The organism is Lysobacter humi (ex Lee et al. 2017), assembly GCF_054781815.1.
On record NZ_BAAGTR010000003.1, the window covers coordinates 1 to 22,447 of the forward strand.

At 66.2% G+C, this 22,447-nt stretch carries 35 protein-coding genes; 34 read left to right on the top strand and 1 reads right to left on the bottom strand.

The window, feature by feature from the left end; translation table 11 throughout:
* From ACYVJJ_RS02685 to ACYVJJ_RS02830, 30 genes are all read left to right on the top strand, one after another.
* Positions 1-123: EF-Tu C-terminal domain-related protein (locus ACYVJJ_RS02685; RefSeq protein WP_460830906.1), on the top strand; the 123-nt coding region annotated here is incomplete at its 5' end.
* Between the two features lie 660 nt (positions 124-783).
* Positions 784-1,095 carry a 30S ribosomal protein S10 gene (gene rpsJ / locus ACYVJJ_RS02690; protein WP_027082406.1) on the top strand — a complete coding sequence of 104 codons (312 nt, stop codon included), beginning with the start codon at positions 784-786 and terminating at the stop codon, positions 1,093-1,095.
* Positions 1,096-1,106: 11 nt separating this feature from the next.
* The gene (gene rplC / locus ACYVJJ_RS02695) at positions 1,107-1,760 is read left to right on the top strand and encodes a 50S ribosomal protein L3 (RefSeq protein WP_460830908.1); all 654 of its coding nucleotides are present in this window, start codon (positions 1,107-1,109) and stop codon (positions 1,758-1,760) included.
* 11 nt (positions 1,761-1,771) lie between these two features.
* Positions 1,772-2,377, top strand: a complete 606-nt coding sequence (rplD, locus tag ACYVJJ_RS02700) for a 50S ribosomal protein L4 (protein ID WP_460830909.1) — start codon at positions 1,772-1,774, stop codon at positions 2,375-2,377.
* On the top strand, positions 2,374-2,670 hold the full coding sequence (rplW, locus tag ACYVJJ_RS02705) for a 50S ribosomal protein L23 (RefSeq protein WP_460830910.1): 297 nt from the start codon (positions 2,374-2,376) through the stop codon (positions 2,668-2,670). Before rplD ends, rplW begins: the two co-directional genes overlap by 4 nt.
* Positions 2,671-2,680: 10 nt before the next feature.
* Entirely contained in the window at positions 2,681-3,508 is an 828-nt protein-coding gene (rplB, locus tag ACYVJJ_RS02710) for a 50S ribosomal protein L2 (RefSeq protein ID WP_460830912.1), read from the top strand.
* Positions 3,509-3,514: 6 nt separating this feature from the next.
* Positions 3,515-3,781 carry a 30S ribosomal protein S19 gene (rpsS, locus tag ACYVJJ_RS02715; RefSeq protein ID WP_133479366.1) on the top strand — a complete coding sequence of 89 codons (267 nt, stop codon included), beginning with the start codon at positions 3,515-3,517 and terminating at the stop codon, positions 3,779-3,781.
* Between the two features lie 10 nt (positions 3,782-3,791).
* The gene (gene rplV, locus ACYVJJ_RS02720) at positions 3,792-4,127 is read left to right on the top strand and encodes a 50S ribosomal protein L22 (protein WP_460830955.1); all 336 of its coding nucleotides are present in this window, start codon (positions 3,792-3,794) and stop codon (positions 4,125-4,127) included.
* A gap of 14 nt (positions 4,128-4,141) precedes the next feature.
* Positions 4,142-4,882 carry a 30S ribosomal protein S3 gene (gene rpsC, locus ACYVJJ_RS02725; protein WP_460830913.1) on the top strand — a complete coding sequence of 247 codons (741 nt, stop codon included), beginning with the start codon at positions 4,142-4,144 and terminating at the stop codon, positions 4,880-4,882.
* A 6-nt stretch (positions 4,883-4,888) separates the two neighbouring features.
* A complete protein-coding gene (rplP, locus tag ACYVJJ_RS02730; RefSeq protein WP_460830914.1) occupies positions 4,889-5,302 on the top strand; it encodes a 50S ribosomal protein L16 in 414 nt (137 codons plus the stop codon).
* Complete coding sequence (gene rpmC, locus ACYVJJ_RS02735) at positions 5,302-5,487, top strand: 50S ribosomal protein L29 (protein ID WP_460830916.1); 186 nt, start codon at positions 5,302-5,304, stop codon at positions 5,485-5,487. The genes rplP and rpmC overlap by 1 nt, the downstream gene beginning before the upstream one ends.
* A gap of 9 nt (positions 5,488-5,496) precedes the next feature.
* Entirely contained in the window at positions 5,497-5,766 is a 270-nt protein-coding gene (gene rpsQ / locus ACYVJJ_RS02740) for a 30S ribosomal protein S17 (protein ID WP_460830917.1), read from the top strand.
* Positions 5,767-5,781: 15 nt separating this feature from the next.
* Positions 5,782-6,150, top strand: a complete 369-nt coding sequence (gene rplN, locus ACYVJJ_RS02745; protein ID WP_027082417.1) for a 50S ribosomal protein L14 — start codon at positions 5,782-5,784, stop codon at positions 6,148-6,150.
* Between the two features lie 14 nt (positions 6,151-6,164).
* A complete protein-coding gene (gene rplX, locus ACYVJJ_RS02750) occupies positions 6,165-6,479 on the top strand; it encodes a 50S ribosomal protein L24 (RefSeq protein WP_460830919.1) in 315 nt (104 codons plus the stop codon).
* 11 nt (positions 6,480-6,490) lie between these two features.
* A complete protein-coding gene (gene rplE / locus ACYVJJ_RS02755; protein ID WP_460830921.1) occupies positions 6,491-7,033 on the top strand; it encodes a 50S ribosomal protein L5 in 543 nt (180 codons plus the stop codon).
* A gap of 15 nt (positions 7,034-7,048) precedes the next feature.
* Positions 7,049-7,354 carry a 30S ribosomal protein S14 gene (gene rpsN, locus ACYVJJ_RS02760; RefSeq protein ID WP_460830922.1) on the top strand — a complete coding sequence of 102 codons (306 nt, stop codon included), beginning with the start codon at positions 7,049-7,051 and terminating at the stop codon, positions 7,352-7,354.
* Positions 7,355-7,449: 95 nt separating this feature from the next.
* Positions 7,450-7,848 (top strand): 30S ribosomal protein S8, encoded by a 399-nt coding sequence (gene rpsH / locus ACYVJJ_RS02765; protein WP_460830924.1) that lies wholly within the window; start codon positions 7,450-7,452, stop codon positions 7,846-7,848.
* Positions 7,849-7,861: 13 nt separating this feature from the next.
* On the top strand, positions 7,862-8,389 hold the full coding sequence (gene rplF, locus ACYVJJ_RS02770; protein ID WP_460830925.1) for a 50S ribosomal protein L6: 528 nt from the start codon (positions 7,862-7,864) through the stop codon (positions 8,387-8,389).
* A gap of 63 nt (positions 8,390-8,452) precedes the next feature.
* Positions 8,453-8,806, top strand: a complete 354-nt coding sequence (rplR, locus tag ACYVJJ_RS02775) for a 50S ribosomal protein L18 (RefSeq protein ID WP_460830927.1) — start codon at positions 8,453-8,455, stop codon at positions 8,804-8,806.
* Positions 8,807-8,945: 139 nt separating this feature from the next.
* On the top strand, positions 8,946-9,485 hold the full coding sequence (rpsE, locus tag ACYVJJ_RS02780) for a 30S ribosomal protein S5 (protein WP_460830929.1): 540 nt from the start codon (positions 8,946-8,948) through the stop codon (positions 9,483-9,485).
* On the top strand, positions 9,478-9,678 hold the full coding sequence (gene rpmD / locus ACYVJJ_RS02785) for a 50S ribosomal protein L30 (protein ID WP_132328234.1): 201 nt from the start codon (positions 9,478-9,480) through the stop codon (positions 9,676-9,678). Before rpsE ends, rpmD begins: the two co-directional genes overlap by 8 nt.
* Complete coding sequence (rplO, locus tag ACYVJJ_RS02790; protein ID WP_460830956.1) at positions 9,678-10,121, top strand: 50S ribosomal protein L15; 444 nt, start codon at positions 9,678-9,680, stop codon at positions 10,119-10,121. Before rpmD ends, rplO begins: the two co-directional genes overlap by 1 nt.
* Before the next feature lie 28 nt (positions 10,122-10,149).
* Positions 10,150-11,484, top strand: coding sequence for a preprotein translocase subunit SecY (gene secY, locus ACYVJJ_RS02795; RefSeq protein WP_460830930.1), 1,335 nt, complete (start codon positions 10,150-10,152; stop codon positions 11,482-11,484).
* Positions 11,485-11,894: 410 nt separating this feature from the next.
* Positions 11,895-12,251 (top strand): 30S ribosomal protein S13, encoded by a 357-nt coding sequence (gene rpsM, locus ACYVJJ_RS02800; protein ID WP_460830932.1) that lies wholly within the window; start codon positions 11,895-11,897, stop codon positions 12,249-12,251.
* A gap of 9 nt (positions 12,252-12,260) precedes the next feature.
* Positions 12,261-12,653 (top strand): 30S ribosomal protein S11, encoded by a 393-nt coding sequence (rpsK, locus tag ACYVJJ_RS02805; protein WP_027082429.1) that lies wholly within the window; start codon positions 12,261-12,263, stop codon positions 12,651-12,653.
* A gap of 14 nt (positions 12,654-12,667) precedes the next feature.
* A complete protein-coding gene (gene rpsD / locus ACYVJJ_RS02810; RefSeq protein ID WP_460830933.1) occupies positions 12,668-13,297 on the top strand; it encodes a 30S ribosomal protein S4 in 630 nt (209 codons plus the stop codon).
* 49 nt (positions 13,298-13,346) lie between these two features.
* A complete protein-coding gene (locus ACYVJJ_RS02815; protein ID WP_460830935.1) occupies positions 13,347-14,345 on the top strand; it encodes a DNA-directed RNA polymerase subunit alpha in 999 nt (332 codons plus the stop codon).
* 331 nt (positions 14,346-14,676) lie between these two features.
* Complete coding sequence (gene rplQ / locus ACYVJJ_RS02820; RefSeq protein WP_460830936.1) at positions 14,677-15,048, top strand: 50S ribosomal protein L17; 372 nt, start codon at positions 14,677-14,679, stop codon at positions 15,046-15,048.
* A 236-nt stretch (positions 15,049-15,284) separates the two neighbouring features.
* Positions 15,285-15,800: a disulfide bond formation protein B gene (locus ACYVJJ_RS02825; RefSeq protein ID WP_460830938.1), complete on the top strand. Its 516-nt coding sequence runs from the start codon at positions 15,285-15,287 to the stop codon at positions 15,798-15,800.
* Between the two features lie 5 nt (positions 15,801-15,805).
* Positions 15,806-17,188: a class II 3-deoxy-7-phosphoheptulonate synthase gene (locus ACYVJJ_RS02830; RefSeq protein WP_460830939.1), complete on the top strand. Its 1,383-nt coding sequence runs from the start codon at positions 15,806-15,808 to the stop codon at positions 17,186-17,188.
* A gap of 105 nt (positions 17,189-17,293) precedes the next feature.
* Here ACYVJJ_RS02830 and typA read toward each other — a convergent pair whose 3' ends face one another.
* Complete coding sequence (typA, locus tag ACYVJJ_RS02835; RefSeq protein WP_460830941.1) at positions 17,294-19,123, bottom strand: translational GTPase TypA; 1,830 nt, start codon at positions 19,121-19,123, stop codon at positions 17,294-17,296.
* A 76-nt stretch (positions 19,124-19,199) separates the two neighbouring features.
* On the opposite strand from typA, the gene ACYVJJ_RS02840 reads away from it, so the two are divergent.
* The 4 genes from ACYVJJ_RS02840 (at position 19,200) to ACYVJJ_RS02855 (ending at position 22,422) form a co-directional block, all read left to right on the top strand.
* Positions 19,200-19,427 (top strand): hypothetical protein, encoded by a 228-nt coding sequence (locus ACYVJJ_RS02840; protein ID WP_460830943.1) that lies wholly within the window; start codon positions 19,200-19,202, stop codon positions 19,425-19,427.
* 16 nt (positions 19,428-19,443) lie between these two features.
* Complete coding sequence (locus tag ACYVJJ_RS02845; RefSeq protein WP_460830944.1) at positions 19,444-19,950, top strand: peptidylprolyl isomerase; 507 nt, start codon at positions 19,444-19,446, stop codon at positions 19,948-19,950.
* Positions 19,951-20,116: 166 nt separating this feature from the next.
* Positions 20,117-21,322: an aminotransferase class I/II-fold pyridoxal phosphate-dependent enzyme gene (locus tag ACYVJJ_RS02850; protein WP_460830946.1), complete on the top strand. Its 1,206-nt coding sequence runs from the start codon at positions 20,117-20,119 to the stop codon at positions 21,320-21,322.
* Between the two features lie 116 nt (positions 21,323-21,438).
* Positions 21,439-22,422, top strand: coding sequence for a malate dehydrogenase (locus tag ACYVJJ_RS02855; RefSeq protein ID WP_460830958.1), 984 nt, complete (start codon positions 21,439-21,441; stop codon positions 22,420-22,422).
* Positions 22,423-22,447: the final 25 nt, after the last annotated feature.

Below are 22,447 nucleotides of genomic sequence, written 5' to 3' on the forward strand. Positions count from 1 at the left end.
GACAACGTGAAGATGGTCGTGCAGCTGATCAACCCGGTGGCGATGGACGAGGGCCTGCGCTTCGCGATCCGCGAAGGCGGCCGCACCGTCGGCGCCGGCGTCGTGGCGAAGATCATCAAGTGACTGTTACCCGCACCGTTCGGTGCGGGTAAATCCCGCCGTTCATCCGGCCTCGCGGCCCGAAAACGCCGGGTAAGAAAAAGGGACGCCTTGACGTCCCTTTTTCATGGCCGTTGGACCGACTGCGCTGCGCTCCTGGTCTTGAAACTTGCTCGCGTGTGGACGCGACCGGAGGCCAAGGCTCGTGAGGTCATGGCGGCTGGGCGGCAAGGTCGGCGATCAGGGGCCGGGCCAACGGCTACTTGGGCTGACCGCCTGCCGTACCGTACCGGCCGAAGCCCGCAGGGACCATTAACGGCCGGTCCGATCAGGCAAGCCACTGCTTCCGAAGCATTTTCTTCCGCCGGGGTCTTTACGCAGCCTTCGCATGCAGGCTAGAATCGCGGTCCCTCTGATCCGTCAGGGGGACCGACAGCGAAATGTGGGGCAGGACGCTCCTCGTATTCGCCCGACAGGGAAGCGTCGTGTGTCGCACCGGCCGCAGCCGAAAGCTGCTTGCCGAGATGCTTCACGCGCCCTATACTTTTCTGTCTGGCGGGCCGGGAAACCGGCTCGCTTTGTTTTACGCGTTTCAACGGCCGCCAGGCCGGGGTCACGTGGCCATCGTGGGGCCCGGCGCATGAAGCCGCCGTGTCCGTCGCTCTTTCATCAAGGAATACCGTCATGGCGGACCAGAAGATCCGAATTCGGCTCAAGGCGTACGATCATCGTCTGATCGATCGCTCGGCCAGCGAGATCGTCGAGACGGCCAAGCGGACCGGCGCGCAGGTGCGCGGCCCGATCCCGCTGCCGACCAAGCTCGAGCGCTACACCATCCTCACCTCGCCGCATGCCGACAAGGATGCCCGCGACCAGTACGAGACCCGCACGCACAAGCGCGTGCTGGACATCGTCGACCCCAACGACAAGACCGTCGACGCGCTCATGAAGCTCGAGCTCGCGGCCGGCGTCGACGTCCAGATCAAGCTGACCTGAGGCCACCCACCATGACCGCGAAGAAGTATTCGTTGGGCATTGTCGGTCGCAAGGCCGGCATGAGCCGCGTCTTCCTCGAAGACGGCAAGTCGGTTCCCGTCACCCTCATCGAGGCGACGCCGAACCGCATCACCCAGATCAAGACCCTCGACACCGACGGTTACACCGCCGTGCAGGTCACCGCGGGCGTGCGCCGCGCGTCGCTGCACACCAAGCCGGAAGCCGGCCACCTCGCGAAGGCGAAGGTCGAAGGCGGCCGTGGCCTGTGGGAGCTGCGCGTCGAGAACGACCAGATCGACGGCTTCGAAGTCGGCGGCGAGATCAAGGCCGACATCTTCCAGCCGGGCCAGATCGTCGACGTTCAGGGCGTCAGCAAGGGCAAGGGCTTCCAGGGCACGATCAAGCGCTGGAACTTCACCATGGGTGACGCCACCCACGGTAACTCGCTCTCGCACCGCTCGCCGGGCTCGATCGGCCAGCGCCAGACGCCGGGCCGCGTGTTCCCGGGCAAGAAGATGTCCGGCCACATGGGCGACGAGACGAAGACGATCCAGGGCCTCGAGGTCGTCCGCGTGGACGCCGAGCGCGGCCTGATCGCCGTCAAGGGTGCGATCCCCGGTGCTCCGGGTGGCGACGTCATCGTCCGCCCGACGAGCAAGGGCTAAGGAGAACCACGATGGAACTCGCCATCAACAACAGCGACAAGACGCTCTCGGTCTCCGACGCGATCTTCGGTCGTGATTTCAGCGAAGACCTGGTCCACCAGGTCGTCGTGGCCTACCGCAACGCGGGCCGCTCGGGCACCAAGGCGCAGAAGACGCGCTCGGAAGTGAACGGCACCACGAAGAAGTCGAAGAAGCAGAAGGGTGGCGGTGCACGTCATGGCGCCCTGACCGCTCCGATCTTCGTCGGCGGCGGCGTGACGTTCGCGGCCAAGCCGCGCAGCTTCGCGCAGAAGGTCAACCGCAAGATGTATCGCGCCGCGATGGCGTCGATCCTCTCCGAGCTCAACCGTCAGGGCCGCATCTCGGTCGTCGACGCCTTCGAAATCGAGGCGCCGAAGACCAAGGACCTGATCGCGAAGCTCAAGGATCTCGGCACCGGCCGCCGTCCGCTCCTCGTCACCGAGGACGCGACGGAGAACCTGTACCTGTCGGCGCGCAACCTGCCGTACGTCGAAGTCCGCGATGTCCAGGGTCTCGACCCGGTGACGCTCGTCGGCGCCGACTCGGTGGTGTTCACGGCCGACGCGGTCAAGAAGATCGAGGAGTGGCTGGCATGAACGACGCCAAGCTCTACAGCATCATCCGTGCACCGCGCATCTCCGAGAAGACGGCGCGCCTGCAGGAAGTCTCGAACCAGTACGTGTTTGAAGTCTCCACCGACGCCAACAAGCTCGAGATCAAGGCGGCCGTCGAGAAGATCTTCGGCGTGAACGTGCGCGCGGTGAACGTCGTCAACGTGAAGGGCAAGAGCAAGGCCTTCAAGTTCCGCACGGGCCGCCGCAGCGACTGGCGCAAGGCGTACGTCACTCTGGCCGAAGGCCAGTCGATCGACGTGATGGCCACGGCCTGAGGATAGACAGATGGCATTGATGACCTTCAAGCCCACCTCGCCCGGTCGCCGCAGTGCGGTCCGCGTGGTGACCCCCGGCCTCCACAAGGGCGACCCCTACCAGGGCCTCGTGGAGAAGCAGGGCAAGAGCGGTGGCCGCAACCACCATGGCCGCATCACGACGCGTCACGTCGGCGGTGGCCACAAGCAGCACTACCGCATCATCGACTTCAAGCGCGACAAGGTCGGCATCCCGGCCCGCGTCGAGCGGATCGAGTACGACCCGAACCGCACCGCGCACATCGCGCTGCTGTGCTACGTCGACGGCGAGCGTCGCTACATCATCGCCCCGAAGGGCCTGTCGCAGGGCGACCAGGTCATCGCGGGCCGCGATGCCCCGATCCGCGTCGGCAACACGCTGCCGCTCACCAACATCCCCGTCGGCTCCACGGTGCATTGCATCGAGATGAAGCCGGGCAAGGGTGCGCAGCTGGCCCGCGCCGCGGGTGCCGGCGTGCAGCTGGTCGCACGCGAGCAGGGCTACGCAACGCTCCGCCTGCGTTCGGGCGAAATGCGCAAGGTTCCGGCTGAGTGCTGCGCGACGATCGGCGAAGTCGGCAACGACGAGCACAACCTCGAGAAGCTGGGCAAGGCCGGTGCGAAGCGCTGGCGCGGTGTCCGCCCGACCGTCCGTGGCGCCGCCATGAACCCGGTCGACCACCCGCACGGTGGTGGTGAGGCCAAGGCCGGCCAGGGTAATCCGCACCCGGTCACGCCGTGGGGCGTGCCGACCAAGGGTTACAAGACCCGCAAGAACAAGCGGACCGCGCAGTTCATCGTCCGCGACCGCAGGAGCTAATCGGCCATGCCACGTTCACTCAAGAAGGGCCCGTTCACCGATCACCACCTCATCAAGAAGGTGGAGACCGCGGGCAACAACAAGAAGCCGATCAAGACCTGGTCGCGCCGTTCGACCGTGCTGCCGGAAATGATCGGCTTCACGATCGCCGTCCATAACGGGAAGAACCACATCCCCGTTCTCATCAACGAGAACATGGTCGGTCACAAGCTCGGCGAGTTCGCCATGACCCGGACGTTCAAGGGTCACGTGGCCGACAAGAAGTCGAAGTAAGGAGATGACCATGGAAGCGAAAGCCATCCTGCGCACCGCGCGCATCTCCCCGCAGAAGGCCCGCCTGGTCGCCGATCAGGTGCGCGGTCTTTCCGCCGAACGCGCCGTCAACCTCCTGAAGTTCTCGGACAAGAAGGCCGCCTCGATGATCCGCAAGGTCGTCGAGTCCGCCATCGCCAACGCCGAGAACAACCAGGGCGCAGACGTCGACGAACTCCGGGTGAAGACCATCATGGTCGACGAGGGCCCCACGCTGAAGCGCTTCATGGCGCGAGCGAAAGGCCGCGGCACCCGCATCCTCAAGCGCACCAGCCACATCACTGTGGTCGTGGGCGCGGGCAAGTAAGGCGGAGCAGACTAATGGGTCATAAAGTTCATCCCACCGGTATCCGCCTGGGCATCGCCAAGGACTGGAACTCGAAGTGGTTCGCGAGCAAGAAGCAGTACGCCGGGTTCCTGACGGCCGACCTCAAGGTCCGTGAGCTGCTTCGCAAGAAGCTCGCCGCCGCGGGCATCTCGAAGATCTTCATCGAGCGTCCCGCCAACAATGCGCGCGTCACGATCCACACCGCCCGTCCGGGCGTGGTGATCGGCAAGCGCGGCGAGGACATCGAGAAGCTGCGTCGCGAGATCTCGGGCGTGATGGGCGTTCCGGCGCACATCAACGTCTCCGAGGTCCGCAAGCCGGAGCTCGACGCGCAGCTGGTCGCCGAGTCGATCGCGCAGCAGCTCGAGCGCCGCATCATGTTCCGCCGCGCGATGAAGCGCGCCGTCGGCAACGCGATGCGCCTCGGTGCGCTCGGCATCAAGGTCAACGTCGCCGGCCGCCTCAACGGTGCGGAAATCGCCCGTTCGGAGTGGTACCGCGAAGGCCGCGTGCCGCTGCACACCCTCCGCGCCGATATCGACTACGGCTTCGCCGAGGCGAAGACCACGTACGGGATCATCGGAATCAAGACCTGGATCTACAAGGGCGAGATCTTCGACTTCGCCCAGGTCGGCCAGGAAAAGCCCGAAGAGAACTCGTCGCCGCGCGGCGAGCGCTCGGACCGCGGTGACCGTGGCGATCGTGGCGATCGTCGCAGCCGCGAGCAGAGGTAATCCGCCATGTTGCAGCCCAAGCGAACCAAATTCCGCAAGATGCACAAGGGTCGTAACGAAGGCCTGAGCTGGAGCGGCAACGCCGTCAGCTTCGGCGAGTTCGGCCTGAAGGCGACCAGCCACGGCCAGCTCACGGCGCGTCAGATCGAGGCGGCCCGCCGCGCGATCAGCCGCTACGTGAAGCGCGGCGGCAAGATGTGGATCCGCGTCTTCCCCGACAAGCCGATCACTCAGAAGCCGATCGAAGTCCGAATGGGCTCCGGCAAGGGCAACGTCGAGTACTGGGTCGCCCAGATCCAGCCCGGCCGCATGATCTACGAGATCGAGGGCGTCTCCGAGGACGTGGCGCGCGAAGCGTTCCGTCTGGCCTCCGCGAAGCTCTCCGTGACCACCACCTTCGTTACCCGCACGGTGCGCTAATGGACCTGAAAGACCTCCGCACGAAGTCGGCCGACGAGCTGAACAGCCACCTGACCGACCTGCACAAGGAGCGTTTCGCGCTCCGCATGCAGCAGGCCACCGGCCAGCTCGCCAAGAGCCACGAAGTCCGCCGCGTCCGTCGCGAGATCGCTCGCACGAAGATGCTGCTGGACCAGAAGAACTAAGGACCCGCCATGACCGACAACAATACAGAGAAGGCTATTCGCACGGTCGAAGGTCGAGTCGTCAGCAACAAGATGGACAAGACCGTCACCGTGCTCATCGAGCGCCAGGTCAAGCACGCGCTGTACGGCAAGTACATCCGCCGCTCGACCAAGCTGCACGCCCACGACGCCGAGAATTCGTGCAACGAGGGCGACATCGTCCGTCTGCGCGAGATCGCGCCGATGTCCAAGACCAAGAACTGGAGCGTGGTTGAGATCGTCAGCCGCGCGGCCGTGTAAGAGGAGGCTCAGACCATGATCCAGATGCAGAGCTACCTCGACGTGGCCGACAACTCCGGCGCGAAGGAAGTGATGTGCATCAAGGTGCTCGGCGGCTCGAAGCGTCGCTACGCCGGCATCGGTGACATCATCAAGGTGTCCGTCAAGGACGCCATTCCGCGCGGCAAGGTCAAGAAGGGCGACGTCTATGACGCCGTCGTGGTCCGCACCCGCAAGGGCGTGCGTCGTCCGGACGGGTCGCTGATCCGCTTCGACGGCAACGCCGCCGTGCTGCTCAACAACAAGCAGGAGCCGATCGGCACCCGCATCTTCGGACCGGTCACGCGCGAGCTGCGTACCGAGAAGTTCATGAAGATCGTGTCGCTCGCCCCTGAAGTGCTCTGAGCGGAGGAATCAGAATGAACCGTATCCGCAAGGGTGACCGCGTCGTCGTGACCGCGGGCAAGGACAAGGGCAAGCAGGGCGAAGTCGTCCGCGTGCTCGGCGACAAGGTCGTCGTGTCCAATATCAACGTCGTGAAGCGCCACACCAAGCCGAACCCGCAGGCGGGTCAGCCCGGTGGCGTGATCGAGCGCGAAGCGCCGATCCACGCGTCCAACGTGATGCTCTTCAACCCGGCCACCGGCAAGGGCGAGCGCATTGCTTTCAAGGTGCTGGAGGATGGACGCAAACTGCGTGTGTTCCGCTCCAGCGGTGAGGCGGTTGACGCCTGAGGAATGCTGAAATGACCACCCGTCTCGAGAAGTTCTACAAGGACGAAGTCGTCCCGCAGCTCATCCAGAAGTTCGGCTACAAGAACGTCATGGAAGTGCCGCGCCTGGTCAAGATCACGCTCAACATGGGCGTGGGCGAGGCCGCCACGAACAAGAAGATCCTGGAAAACGCGGTCGCGGACATGACCAAGATCGCGGGCCAGAAGCCGATCGTGACGAAGAGCCGCGTGTCGGTCGCTTCGTTCAAGATCCGCGACGGCTGGCCGATCGGCGCCAAGACCACGCTTCGCCGCGCCAAGATGTACGAGTTCCTCGACCGCCTGATCAACATCTCGCTTCCGCGCGTCCGCGACTTCCGCGGCGTGTCGGGCAAGGCGTTCGACGGCCGTGGCAACTACAACATGGGCGTCAAGGAACAGATCATCTTCCCGGAAATCGATTTCGACCAGGTCGATGCGCTGCGCGGCATGGACATCGCGATCACCACGACCGCGAAGACCGACGCCGAGGCCCGCGCGCTGCTCGAAGCGTTCCGCTTCCCGTTCCGCAACTGATCCCAGGACACAGACATGGCCAAGACCTCCATGATCAACCGCGAGATCAAGCGGGAGAAGCTCGCCAAGCGCCACGGCGCGAAGCGCGACGCCCTCAAGAAGATCATCGCCAGCACCACCGCCTCGTACGAGGAGAAGATGGACGCGGTCGTCAAGCTGCAGAAGCTGCCGCGCGATTCCTCCCCGAGCCGCCAGCGCAACCGCTGCGAGCTGTCGGGCCGCCCGCGTGGCGTCTACCGCAAGTTCGGCCTCGGCCGCAACATGCTCCGCAAGGCGACCATGAACGGCGACGTTCCTGGCCTGCGCAAGGCGAGCTGGTAAACTAGCCGGCTCTACCGCCGCGGGGTCCCCCGCGGCGGCTCACAACTGAAATTCGCATTCGCGCGGATATCGGTGCTTCTCATAAGGAAACTCTCATGAGCATGACTGATCCCATCGCCGACATGCTGGTCCGCATCAAGAATGCGGCCGCTGTTCGGAAGCAGACGGTGACCATGCCGTCGTCCAAGATCAAGGTCGCCATCGCCGGCGTGCTGAAGGCGGAGGGCTACATCCTCGACTTCCGCACCAGCGAAGCGGGCCCGGGCAAGACCGAGCTCGAAGTCGTCCTGAAGTACTACGAAGGCCGTCCGGTCATCGAGCGTCTCGAGCGCTTCTCGCGTTCGGGTCGTCGCCAGTACCGTGGCAAGAGCGATCTTCCGAAGGTCCTCAACGGCCTCGGCGTCGCCATCATCTCCACCTCGAAGGGCATCATGACCGACTCGCAGGCGCGCCAGCAGGGCGTCGGCGGCGAAGTCCTGTGCTTCGTGGCCTAAGGGAGGAACAGACATGTCCCGAGTTGCCAAGAAGCCGGTCGCCCTCCCGAAGGGCGTCGAGCTCAACGTCCAGTCCGACTCCATCAGCGCCAAGGGCCCGAAGGGCACGCTGAGCGTGCCGAAGCCGGCCGCGATCGACGTCAAGGTGGAAGACGGCACGGCCGTGTTCGTCACCGAGGACGCCGCGCTGATCCCGCTGACCGGTACGCTGCGCGCGATCCTCGCCAACATGGTGAAGGGCGTCTCCGATGGCTTCGAGAAGAAGCTCGAGCTCGTCGGCGTCGGCTACCGCGCCTCGATGTCCGGCCAGGACCTGAACCTCTCGCTGGGGTTCTCGCACCCGGTGGTGTTCCCGGCGCCGGAAGGCATCACCATCACGACGCCGACCCAGACCGAGATCCTGGTCGCGGGTGCCGACAAGCAGCGCGTCGGTGAAGTGGCCGCCAAGATTCGCGGTTTCCGTCCGCCGGAGCCCTACAAGGGCAAGGGCGTGAAGTACGCCGGCGAAGTGATCATTCGTAAGGAAGCCAAGAAGGCCTAACCGGGCCGGGCGCCGCCGAACGCGGCGCCGGACCTTCCGCCTTCAGCTTTCGAGGACAAGACCATGCACAAGAAAATCGCCCGCCTGCGCCGCGCCAAGTCGACCCGCTGCCACATCCGCGAGCTCGGCGTTCCGCGCCTCTCGGTGCTCCGCACCGGCCAGCACCTCTACGCCCAGATCTTCACGGCCGACGGCTCGAAGGTCCTGGCATCGGCCTCGACCGTCCAGTCGGACGTGCGCGACGGCCTGAAGAACGGCAAGAACGCCGATGCGGCGACGAAGGTCGGCCAGACCATCGCCGAGAAGGCCAAGGCCGCGGGCATCGAGAAGGTCGCCTTCGACCGCTCGGGCTATCGCTACCACGGCCGCATCAAGGCGCTCGCCGATGCCGCCCGTGAGGGTGGCCTGCAGTTCTAAGAACGGCTCGTCCGTTCGGCCTGCCGATGCAGTCGCGCATCGGGCGACGGCGCGGGTTCCCGCGCCGTCGGTGCACCCGCGGTAACCCACAACGATAAGCGGCCACGCCGCAAATCCTTTCAACTACCGAGATACTGAAATGGCAGAAGAGCGTCAGCAGCGCGGTCGCGATCGTGATCGCAACCGTGAAGAGATCGACGACGGCATGATCGAGAAGCTGATCGCGGTCAACCGCGTCAGCAAGACCGTCAAGGGCGGCCGCCAGTTCACCTTCACCGCGCTCACCGTGGTGGGCGACGGCAACGGCAAGGTCGGCTTCGGCTACGGCAAGGCGCGCGAAGTGCCGGTCGCGATCCAGAAGTCGATGGAGCACGCCCGCAAGTCGATGGCGAACGTCGACCTGAACAATGGCACCCTGTGGCACACGGTCAAGGCCGGCCACGGCGCGGCGCGCGTATTCATGCAGCCGGCATCGGAAGGTACCGGCGTGATCGCTGGCGGCGCGATGCGCGCCGTGCTCGAGGCGGCGGGCGTCAAGAACGTCCTCGCCAAGGCGGTCGGTTCGCGTAATCCGATCAACCTCGTGCGTGCCACGATGCGCGGCCTGACCGAGATCCGGTCGCCGGCGCAGATCGCGGCCAAGCGCGGCAAGAAGGTGGAGGATCTGGTCAATGGCTAAGAACCAGGCAGTCGAGGGCGGCACCGTCAAGGTCCGTCTGGTCAAGGGCCTCCGCGGCACGCAGTCGATCCATCGTCTGTCGGTGCGCGCGCTGGGTCTCAACAAGCTCAACGATGTGCGTGAACTGAAGGACAGCCCGCAGGTGCGCGGTCTGATCAACAAGGTTCACTACCTCGTCCGCGTCGAGGAGTAATCGCCATGCGTCTCAACACTCTGCAGCCCGGTGAGGGCGCCCGTACCGAGCGCAAGCGCGTCGGTCGCGGTATCGGTTCCGGCCTGGGCAAGACCTGCGGCCGCGGTCACAAGGGTTCGTTCGCACGCGCCGGCAAGGGCAAGATCAAGGCCGGGTTCGAAGGCGGCCAGATGCCGCTGCAGCGCCGCCTGCCGAAGATCGGCTTCCGCTCGACGACGGCCAAGGAGTCCGCCGAGGTGCTGCTGTACGCCCTCGACGCTCTTGAAGCCGGCGAGATCACCATCACTTCGCTCAAGGAAGCCGGTCTCGTGGCGCCGAACGTGAAGAAGGTGAAGATCGTGAAGAAGGGCGAAGTCTCCAAGGCCTTCACCCTGAAGGGTGTCGTCGCGACGGCCGGCGCTCGCGCCGCCATCGAGGCGGCCGGCGGCTCGATCGCGGAGTAATGGCCTGATGGCGCGGAGCGGCAATTCGATGGCCGGCCTCGGTGGCGGGCTCGGGAAGTTCACCGAGCTCCGTCAGCGGCTGCTGTTCGTCCTCGGGGCGCTGATCGTCTACCGCATCGGGTGCTACATCCCGGTGCCGGGCGTCGATCCGGTCGCGATGGCCAAGTTCATGGACAGCAAGCAGGGCACGATCGTGGACATGTTCAACATGTTCTCGGGTGGCGCACTGGAGCGCATGAGCGTGCTCGCCCTGAACGTCGTGCCTTACATCTCCGCGTCCATCATCGTCCAGTTGCTTGTGCAGATCGTCCCGACGTTGAAAGCCATCCAGAAGGAAGGCGAGTCGGGCCGTCGCAAGATCAACCAGTGGTCGCGCCTCGGCGCGATCCCGCTGGCCGTGTTCCAGGCCTATGGCATCGCGAGCAGCCTGCAGTCGCAGCTCGCGCCGGACGGCTCGCCCGTCGTCTATGCGACGGGCGTCGGCTTCATCGTCACCGCGGTCGTCGCGCTGACCGCGGGCACGATGTTCTTGATGTGGCTCGGCGAGCAGATCACCGAGCGCGGCATCGGCAACGGCGTCTCGCTGCTGATCTTCGCGGGCATCGTCGCGGGGCTGCCCGGTGCGGTCCTCACGATGTTCGAGCAGGTGCGCAACAACGACATGCCGCCGCTGAACGCGCTGATCGTCATCGCGCTCGTGTTCGTGTCGACGCTGTTCGTGGTCTACGTGGAGCGCGGCCAGCGCCGCATCACGGTGAATTACGCGCGCCGCCAGGGCGGTCGCAATGCCTACCAGAACCAGTCGTCGTTCCTGCCGCTCAAGCTCAACATGTCGGGTGTGATTCCGGCGATCTTCGCGTCAAGCATCGTGATGTTCCCGGCGACGGCGGCGACCTGGCTCAGCGCGAGCGGCTCGCAGTCCTGGCTGCTGCGCCTGAGCACGATGCTCAGCCCGGGCCAGCCGCTCCACATGATCCTCTACGCGGCGCTGATCGTCGGTTTCTCGTTCTTCTACACGGCGCTAATCTTCAATTCGCAGGAGACGGCCGACAACCTGAAAAAGTCGGGCGCGCTGATTCCGGGTATCCGTCCGGGTCGTGCCACGGCCGACTACATCGACGCGGTGCTGACGCGCCTGACGGCCGCCGGTGCGGTCTACCTAGTGCTGGTCTGCCTGCTGCCGGAGATCATGCGCACGCAGCTGGGCACTTCGTTCTACTTCGGCGGCACGTCGCTCCTGATCGTCGTGGTGGTCGTCATGGACTTCATCGCGCAGATCCAGGCGCACCTGATGTCGCACCAGTACGAGAGCCTGCTGAAGAAGGCGAACCTCAAGGGCGGCACGCGCGGCCTGACGCGCTGATCCGGCGGCCGCGTGCATCGGTCACGCGGTCGTGACATAATCGGCGGCTGACCGGCTCCAATGGCCGCTCGCGACCCACAGGCCTGCGGCCGGTGGGTTCCAGATTCAACGCGGCGACGCCGGAGAGCAGGTCCGGCCGCTGCAGAAGGGCGACCCGGGCGGCAGTCCCGCGCACGGGTGGCATCGTGGCCATACGCGCACCTGAGGAGTGCGCGGGGCCGGGCAGGGCAGGTCAGCGCCCCGTCCGGTACAGCCGGATGCCGTCGCCGGAGCATGGGCACACTCCCCATGCCGGGCATCGCGCGCGAGCACGGTGCCGCACAGCTACGGGGCTACAGGTTTTCGAGACCTTCTCGAGTGTTCATCCCGTCGGGCCCGCGCCCGGCGTAAACCAGTTTGGAGATCGCCATATGGCGCGTATTGCGGGCGTCAACCTGCCTGCCCAGAAGCACGTCTGGGTCGGGCTGCAGAGCATCTACGGCATCGGCCGTACCCGTTCCAAGCAGGTCTGCGAGTCGGCCGGGGTCAACCCGTCGACCAAGATCCGCGACCTGTCCGAGCCGGAAGTCGAGCGCCTGCGCGGCGAAGTCGGCAAGTTCACCGTCGAGGGCGACCTTCGTCGCGAGATCGGCATGGCCATCAAGCGCCTGATGGACCTCGGTTCGTACCGTGGCCTCCGTCACCGCCGCGGCCTGCCGCTGCGCGGCCAGCGCACCCGGACCAATGCACGCACCCGCAAGGGTCCGCGCAAGGCCATCAAGAAGTAAGGAACCGACATGGCCAAGCCTGCCGCGAAAGCTCCGAAGAAGAAGATCAAGCGCGTCGTTACCGACGGCATCGCGCACGTCCACGCTTCGTTCAACAACACCATCATCACGATCACCGACCGCCAGGGCAACGCGCTCTCGTGGGCGACTTCGGGCGGCGCCGGTTTCCGTGGCTCCCGCAAGTCGACCCCGTTCGCCGCGCAGGTCGCCGCCGAAAAGGCCGGTCGCGCTGCGATGGACTACGGCGTCAAGGCGCTGGAAGTCCGCATCAAGGGCCCGGGTCCGGGTCGTGAGTCGGCCGTGCGTTCGCTCAACAACGTCGGCTACAAGATCCTCAACATCATCGACGTGACGCCTATCCCGCACAACGGGTGCCGTCCGCCGAAGAAGCGCCGCGTCTGAGGAGGAATTGAGACATGGCACGCTATATCGGTCCTACCTGTAAGCTCGCGCGCCGCGAAGGCGCCGACCTCGGCCTGAAGTCCTCGGCCCGCGCCCTCGACTCGAAGTGCAAGCTCGAGCAGAAGCCCGGCCAGCACGGCGCCACCGCCCGCAAGGGCAAGATGTCCGACTACGCCACCCAGCTTCGCGAGAAGCAGAAGGTCAAGCGTATCTACGGCCTTCTCGAGCGTCAGTTCCGCAACTACTACAAGAAGGCGTCGAACCGGAAGGGCAACACCGGCGAGAACCTCCTGCAGCTGCTCGAGACCCGCCTCGACAACGTCGTCTACCGCATGGGCTTCGCGGTCACCCGCGCCGCCGCGCGCCAGCTGGTCTCGCACCGCGGCGTCACGGTCAACGGCAAGCCGGTGAACCTGCCGTCGTACCAGGTCAAGGCGGGCGACGCGATCGCGCTCTCCGAGAAGGCGCAGAAGCAGCTCCGCGTGCAGGAGGCGGTCAACGTCTCCCAGCAGATGGACCTGTCGCCGTCGTGGGTCGAGGTCGATGCGAAGAAGTTCGCGGGTGTCTTCAAGGCGGTTCCGGATCGTTCGGACCTGCCCGCGGACATCAACGAAGCGCTGATCGTCGAGCTGTACTCGAAGTAATTTCATCCGGGCCGGCGTGACGACGCCGGCCCCCAGGAGAAGCCACAACATGACGGTTACCGCCAACCAGGTATTGCGCCCGCGTGGTCCCCAGATCGAGCGCCTGACCGGCAATCGCGCCAAGGTCGTGATCGAGCCGCTGGAGCGCGGCTACGGCCACACCCTCGGCAATGCGTTGCGCCGCGTCCTGCTCTCGTCGATCCCCGGGTTTGCGATCACCGAGGTGGAGATCGATGGCGTACTCCACGAGTACACCACGGTCGAAGGCCTCGAGGAGGACGTGCTCGAAGTCCTGCTCAACCTCAAGGACGTCGCCATCCGGATGCACACCGGCGACAGCGCGATGCTGTCGCTGAACAAGTCGGGCCCGGGCATCGTCACCGCCGGTGACATCCGCACCGACCACAACGTCGAGATCGTCAATCCCGAGCATGTCGTCGCGCACCTGACCAAGGACACCGCGCTCAACATGCGTCTGAAGATCGAGCGTGGCTACGGCTACCAGCCGGCCGCCGCGCGTCGCCGTCCGGACGAGGAGACCCGCGCGATCGGTCGCCTCATGCTGGACGCGAGCTTCTCGCCGGTCCGTCGCGTCGCCTACGCCGTGGAAGCGGCGCGTGTCGAGCAGCGCACCGACCTCGACAAGCTGGTCCTCGACATCGAGACCAACGGCACGATCGATGCCGAGGAAGCCGTCCGCACCGCGGCCGACATCCTCACCGACCAGCTGTCGGTGTTCGGCGACTTCACCCACCGCGAGCGTGGTGCGGCGAAGCCGGCGACCGGTGGCGTCGACCCGCTGCTGCTGCGTCCGATCGACGATCTCGAGCTGACGGTGCGTTCGGCCAACTGCCTCAAGGCCGAGAACATCTACTACGTCGGCGACCTGATCCAGAAGACGGAAGTCGAGCTGCTCAAGACCCCGAACCTCGGCAAGAAGTCGCTCACCGAGATCAAGGAAGTCCTGGCGCAGCGCGGCCTGTCGCTCGGCATGCGCCTCGAGAACTGGCCGCCGGCCGGCATCGCGTCGCACGGGATGATGGGATAAGGCAGGCCGGTCACGCGGCACTGCCGCACGCCCTAGCCGCTGGCGGCTGTGGCCGGGGACGACGACTCAGGGACTATCCCGCTGCAGTCGTCCTTCAGGACCCGCATCCGCACCGCCCGCCGCGTCGTAATCCACCACGACGCGGCACCGGATCCCGCCCTCATCCGGCGGGATCCTGCACGAAAGGCTCCACCACCGACGGGCAGCAAGCCCGCGGCATGACCGGTCAGGGACGGCCGGAACCGGACCATCCGCAGTCCACAGCTCCAACGCCGGGAAGGCGACAGCGAAATCCAGCAGTTCCAACATTCACTTCCAGGGATACACCGCCATGCGCCACCAGAAAGCCGGCCGCAAGTTCAGCCGCACCAGCGCCCACCGCGATGCCATGTTCACCAACATGGCGGCCTCGCTGATCAAGACGGGCCTGATCCGTACCACGCTGCCGAAGGCCAAGGAGCTGCGCCGCGTTGCCGAGCCGCTCATCACCCTCGGCAAGATCGACGGCGTCGCCAACCGCCGCCTCGCCTTCTCGCGCCTGCGCGACAAGGAAGCCGTCGGTACGCTGTTCACCGTGCTCGGTCCGCGTTATGCCACCCGTCCGGGCGGCTACCTGCGCATCCTCAAGTGCGGCTTCCGTGCCGGTGACAATGCGCCGATGGCCTACGTCGAGCTCGTCGACCGTCCGGACGGCGCGCAGTAAGCGACACCGCACATGCGCCGGCCCTGCGGCCGGTGTGACGCAAAGCCCCGGTCCTGCCGGGGCTTCTGCGTTTCGATGGGGTGGGATCGGCCGCCGGTCGGTGTCCTGGCGTCGGCCGTCGGTCGCGCGGAACCCGCGTCCGCATCGCCGGTCGGTTCGATGCACATGCGATCGGCTGCTTTGCGTCGGGCCCGGCGGCCTGCGACCATCCACGAACTGGGGAATACATCGTCGACATGGCTCCGAATCCACTCCGTGCCTCCTTCCGCGTCCAGTTCCTGCTGGGCTTCCTCGCCTGCGTCGCGCTGATGGCCTATGCGCTGTACGCGGAGCACGTGCTCCACTTGCAGCCCTGTCCGCTGTGCATCTTCCAGCGCATCGCGGTGATGGCGCTGGGCGTGGTCTTCCTGCTCGGCGCGGTCGTCGGACCGAAGCGGCGCGGGGGGCACACGGTGTTCGGGTTGCTCGCGCTTGCCGCGGCGATGACCGGCATCGGCATCGCCGGGCGCCATGTCTGGATCCAGCACCTGCCGCCGCACCAGGTGCCGTCCTGTGGACCGCCGCTCGCCTTCCTTCGCGAGACGCTGCCGTTCATGGACGTCGTTCGAAAGGTGCTGACGGGCGACGGACAATGCGCCAAGATCGAGTGGACGTTCCTCGGCCAGTCGATGCCGGTGTGGACGCTGATCTGCTTCGTGGTGCTGGCGCTGTGGGCTGCCTTCGCTGCGTTCCGTCGAAGGCGAGACGTGTGATGCCGATGAACGATTCGAACCTCCAGGCCGTGACGCTTCCGCGCGAGTGGAGCGCGCAGTCATGGCGCGCGCGGCCGGCGGTGCAGATGCCGCAGTACCCCGACGCCAGCGAGCTCGAGTCTGCCCTCGCCGAACTGCGTCGCCTGCCGCCGCTGGTGACGTCGTGGGAGATCCTGAGCCTCAAGCAGCAGCTCGCCGAGGCGCAGGAAGGCAAGCGCTTCCTCCTGCAGGGCGGCGACTGCGCCGAGAGCTTCGACGAGTGCTCGTCGGACGTCATCTCCAACCGGCTGAAGGTGTTGCTGCAGATGTCACTCGTGCTGGTGCACGGCATGCGCAAGCCGGTGGTTCGCGTCGGCCGCTTCGCGGGGCAATACGCCAAGCCGCGCTCGACGGACACCGAGACGATCGACGGCGTGACGCTACCGAGCTATCGCGGCGACATGGTCAACGGGCCCGGGTTCACCGCCGAGGCACGGCGCCCCGACCCGCGGCGCATGATCAAGGCGCATGCGCGCTCGGCGATGACGATGAACTTCGTCCGCGCCCTGATCGACGGCGGCTTCGCCGACCTCCACCATCCCGAATACTGGGACCTCGGCTGGGTCACGCATTCGCCACTCGCCGACGAATACCACCGCATGGTCGCCGCCATCGGCGACGCGGTGCGCTTCATGGAGACCCTGTCGGGCTCCGAGGTGCACAACCTCAACCGCGTCGACTTCTACACCTCGCACGAGGCGCTCCTGCTGCCGTACGAGGAGTCGATGACGCGGCAGGTGCCGCGCAACTGGGGCTGGTTCGACCTCTCCACCCACTACCCGTGGATCGGCATGCGCACCGCGCAGGTCGACGGCGCGCACGTGGAATTCCTGCGCGGCATCCGCAATCCGATCGCGCTGAAGGTCGGGCCGTCGGTCACGCCGGACCAGCTGCTGCGGCTCGTCGACGTGCTGAATCCGGAGGACGAGCCGGGCCGCCTCACCTTCATCCACCGCATGGGCGCCTCGCAGATCGCGCAGAAGCTGCCGCCGCTGCTCGAGGCGATGCGTCGCGACGGTCGCCGCGTGCTGTGGGTCTGCGATCCCATGCACGGCAATACCGAGCCGACTGCGAACGGCTACAAGACCCGGCGCTTCGCGAACATCGCGAGCGAGGTCGAGCAGGCGTTCGAACTGCATGCCTCGGCCGGCACGCGCCTGGGCGGCGTGCATCTCGAGCTCACGGGCGAGGACGTCACCGAATGCCTGGGCGGTGCGCGCGAATTGACCGAACTGGATCTCGAGCGTGCGTACCGCACCTGCGTCGACCCGCGACTGAACTACGAGCAGGCGCTTGAGGTCGCGATGCTGATCGTGCGCAAGCAGACGCAGCTCAGCACGCCGGTGTGAGGCGAAACGGACAGGGGTCGCGTACCGCCCGCGACGCGCCCGATCCGGACCCCGAAAAGAAAAAGCCCCGCGATGCGGGGCTTTTTCGTGGAGCACCTCGGGCGATCAGCCGCGGCGCGACGCGGTCTTGCGCTCGCTCTCGGTGAGCAGCTTCTTACGCAGTCGGATCTCCTTCGGGGTGACCTCGACGAGCTCGTCGTCCTCGATGAAGTCGAGGGCCTGCTCCAGCGAGTACTTCACCGCCGGGCTCAGCTGGATCGCATCGTCCTTGCCCGATGCACGCATGTTGGTGAGCGGCTTGGTCTTGATGGCATTGACCGTGAGGTCGTTGTCCTTCGAGTGGATGCCGATCAGCTGGCCCTCGTAGACCATGTCGCCTTCCGCGGCGAACAGGCGGCCGCGTTCCTGAAGCGGGCCGAGCGAATACGCCGGCGTCGCGCCGGCGGCATTGGCGATCATCACGCCGTTGATGCGCTTGGCGATCGCGCCCTGTTCCTTGGGACCGTAGTGGTCGAAGACGTGGAAGAGCAGGCCCGAACCCTGGGTCAGCGTGCGGAACTCGTTCTGGAAGCCGATCAGGCCGCGGGCCGGAATCATGTAGTCCAAGCGCACGCGGCCCTTGCCGTCCGATTCCATGTTCTTGAGCTGCGCCTTGCGGATGCCGAGCTTCTCCATCACGCCGCCCTGGTGCTGCTCCTCGATGTCGACGACGAGCTGCTCGATCGGCTCCATCTGCTGGCCGTCGATCTCCTTGATGATGACCTCGGGGCGCGACACGGCGAGCTCGTAGCCCTCGCGACGCATGTTCTCGATCAGCACCGACAGGTGCAGCTCGCCGCGGCCCGACACGAGGAACTTGTCGGGGTCCGAACCTTCCTCCACCTTCAGCGCGACGTTGTGCAGCGTCTCGCGCTCTAGGCGCTCGCGCAGCTGGCGGCTGGTGAGGAACTTGCCGCCGGAAAGATCCTTGTTACCCGCGAACGGCGAGTTGTTCACCTGGAAGGTCATCGAGATCGTCGGCTCGTCGACCGTCAGCGCGGGAAGCGCTTCCGGCGTATCGAGCGCGCAGACCGTGTCGGAGATGCTGAGTTCGGCGACGCCGGAGATCGCGACGATGTCACCCGCCGAGGCTTCCGGAACCTCGATGCGCTCCAGGCCCATGAAGCCGAGCACCTGCAGCACCTTGCCCTGGCGCTTCTTGCCCTCGCGGTCGACCACGCTCACCGGCATGTTCGTGCGCACCTTGCCGCGCTGGATGCGGCCGATGCCGATCAGGCCGACGAAGTTGCTGTAGTCCAGCTGGCTGATGCGCATCTGGAACGGGCCGTCGAGGTCGACCTTCGGCGGCTCGACGTGCTTCATGATCGCCTCGTACAGCGGAGTCATGTCGCCGCTGCGCGCGGAATCGTCCAGGCTGGCGTAGCCGTGCAGCGCCGAGGCGTAGACGATCGGGAAGTCGAGCTGCTCGTTGGTCGCGCCGAGCTTGTCGAACAGGTCGAACACCTGGTCGATCACCCAGTCCGGGCGCGCGCCGGGCCGGTCGATCTTGTTGACGACGACGATCGGCTTGAAGCCCATCGCGAACGCCTTCTGCGTCACGAAGCGCGTCTGCGGCATCGGGCCGTCCATCGCGTCGACGAGGATCAGCACCGAGTCCACCATCGACAGCACGCGCTCGACCTCGCCGCCGAAGTCGGCGTGGCCCGGGGTGTCGACGATGTTGATGCGATTGCCCTGCCAGGTGATGGCGGTGTTCTTGGAAAGGATCGTGATGCCACGTTCCTTTTCCTGGTCGTTGCTGTCCATCACGCGCTCGGCGAGCACGGTGCGCTCGTTGAGCGTGCCGGACTGTTTGAGGAGGCAATCGACGAGGGTGGTCTTGCCATGGTCGACGTGGGCGACGATGGCGATGTTGCGCAGGCGTTCGATGGACATGCGAAGAGACGCCTTAAGGCGCAAGCAGGGAAGGGAAGCCGGCTATTATAGCGGGCCGCCACCGCCGGTGCCTGCCGTGCCTGAACGCGTCTCCCGACTGCCGGTTCCGCTCTGGCTCTTCGTCGTCGACGGGTTCTGCGCGCTGGCGCTCGCCACCGGCTTTTTCCTTCGCTCGGCGCCATCCACGCACGTGCCCCCAGGCTTGCCGTGGGTCTTGATCTTTGTCGGCGGGGCGGGCCTGATCGCCTGCGCCGTCGCGATCGCCCGCCATCTGCATGCGCGCCGCCCACCGCCTTCCCCCTGATTGCTGGAGTTCCCCGATGTCCCTGACCGCCCATTTCGACACCGACCGCGGCCTGATCCGCGTCGAGCTCGCCGCCGACAAGGCGCCGCTCACCGTCGCCAACTTCGTGAACCTCGCCCGCCGTGGCTTCTACGACGGCCTCACGTTCCACCGCGTGATCAACGACTTCATGGTCCAGGGCGGCTGCCCGAAGGGCACCGGTACCGGCGGCCCCGGCTACAAGTTCGAGGACGAGGCCCGCAACGGCCTGTCGCACGAGCGCGGCGTGCTGTCGATGGCGAACGCCGGCCCGAACACCAACGGCAGCCAGTTCTTCATCACCCACGTGCCGTGCCCGTGGCTCGACGGCAAGCACACCGTCTTCGGCAAGGTCGTCGAAGGCCAGGAGGTGGTCGACGCGGTGAAGCAGGGCGACGTGATCCGCTCGATCAAGATCGAAGGCGACGCCGATGCCGCGCTTGCCGCGCAGGCCGATCGGGTTGCCGACTGGAACCGTACGCTCGACGCCAACGCCCGCCCGTAATTTCGGCACGGCATGGCGAGCGCCCGCCGGTGCGAGCCGGCGGGCGTTTTCGTGTCCGGCGCCGGTGGCCCGATAGTTTCACGTGATACCATTCGGCGGCTGTTCCGGCCCCGCGCCGTCGCGCCTCGGCCGGTCTCCCACCGCCGCATTTTTCCGAGGTTCCGCGATGCCACAGCTCGCCTCGCGCATCGGTCGCGCCAAGCCCAGCGCGATCATGCAGGTCGCCGAAAAGGCCAAGCGCCTGAAGGCCGAAGGCCGCGACATCATCAGCTTCTCGATCGGCGTCCCGAACTTCCTGCCAGGCGAGCACGTCTATGCCGCCGCGGCCGACGCGCTGAAGCACGACAGCGGGCAGTACGGCAGCAATCGCGGCCCGGACGCACTGCTGGACGCCTTCCTCGCGCACATCGAAGCCGTCGGCCTGACAGGTTACACGCGCGCCAACATCGCGACCGGCATCGGTGCCAAGCACGTCATCTACAACCTCTGCGAGGCGCTGCTCGACGAGGGCGACACGATCGCCTTCCCGACGCCCTACTGGACGAGCTACGTCGACATCGCGGAGATCCTCAACGCGAAGATCGACCTGCTGCCGTGCCCGGCGGAGCAGAACTACAAGCTCACGCCGGCGCAGCTCGACGCCGCGCTCGCTTCGAGGCCGCGCGTGTTCCTGTTCAACAATCCGTCGAACCCGACCGGCATGGTCTATTCGAAGGACGAGATCACCGCGCTGGCCGATGTCGTCGCGAAGTACCCGGACACCTGGGTCATCACCGACGACATCTACAACCGCATGGTGTTCGACGGCGTGGGTTACCACAACTTCGTGCATGCACGGCCCGAGCTGCGCGAGCGCGTGATCTTCATCGATTCGCTTTCGAAGACCTACGGCATGCCCGGATGGCGCGTCGGCTTCATGGCCGGGCCGGAGCAGATCGCGAAGGCCGTGGTGACGATGAACTCGAACCACATCACCAACCTGCCCGAAGTGACCAATGCCGCCGCGCTAGCCGCGCTCACCGGCCCGCAGGACATCCCTTCACTGAAGTGCGCCGAGTTCCAGGCCAAGCGCGACCAGGTGATGGCGGTGATGGAGAGCATCCCGGGACTCGTCTGCCCACGCCCCGAGGGCGCGTTCTACGTCTTCCCGGACATCAGCTGCGCCTTCGGCAAGACGCACGAGCCAACGGGCGCGAAGATCGACAGCGACGTCGACTTCTGCAATGCGCTCCTCGAGGCCAAAGGCGTGGCCTGCGTGCCGGGCTCGGCCTTCGGTGCGCCGACCGCGCTGCGCATCAGCTACACCTGCCCGACGCCGCAGCTGCAGCCCGGCCTCGAGCGCTTCCGCGAGTTCTTCGCGGAACTGGCATGAGCATGCTGGACGCCGAAGCGCTGAGCTCGGCGTCCAAGCCGTCCGGCAAGACCGGTGGCAGCGGCATCCAGGAACATCCCTTCGATAACCCCACGCACGTTCCACGGAGTTCGTACATGAAGACCCCCGTCCGCGTCGCCGTCACCGGTGCAGCCGGCCAGATCGGTTACTCGCTGCTGTTCCGCATCGCCTCCGGCGAGATGCTCGGCAAGGACCAGCCCGTGATCCTGCAGCTGCTCGAGCTGCCCATGGAGAAGGCCCAGGCCGCGCTCAAGGGCGTGATGATGGAGCTCGAGGACTGCGCGTTCCCGCTGCTCGCCGGCATGGTCGGCACGGACGATCCGGAAGTCGCGTTCAAGGACGCCGACATTGCCCTGCTGGTCGGCGCGCGTCCGCGCGGCCCGGGCATGGAGCGCAAGGACCTGCTGCTGGAGAACGCAAAGATCTTCACCGCGCAGGGCGCGGCGCTGAACAAGGTCGCCTCGCGTGACGTGAAGGTGCTGGTCGTCGGAAACCCCGCGAACACCAATGCTTACATCGCGATGAAGTCGGCGCCGGACCTGCCGGCGAAGAACTTCACCGCAATGCTGCGCCTCGACCACAACCGCGCGCTGAGCCAGCTCGCGAACAAGGCCGGCGTGCCGGTGGGCGACATCGAGAACCTCGTCGTGTGGGGCAACCACTCGCCGACGATGTATCCGGACTACCGCTTCGCCACCGTCGGCGGCCAGTCACTGAAGGACCGCATCAGCGATCACGACTGGAATGCGAACACCTTCATCCCGCAGGTCGGCAAGCGCGGCGCGGCGATCATCGAGGCGCGTGGCCTGTCGTCGGCCGCATCGGCAGCCAATGCCGCGATCGACCACGTCCGCGACTGGGTGCTCGGCACCAACGGCAAGTGGGTGACCATGGGCGTGCCGTCCGACGGCAGCTACGGCATCCCCGAAGGCATGATGTACGGCGTGCCGGTGACCTGCGCGAACGGCGAGTACACCCGCGTGACCGACCTGCCGGTCGACGACTTCAGCCGCGCAGCGATGGACAGGACCCTCGCCGAGCTCGAGGAGGAGCGGCAGGGCGTGGCACACCTGCTCTGAGCACCACGACGAAGGCGGCCACGGT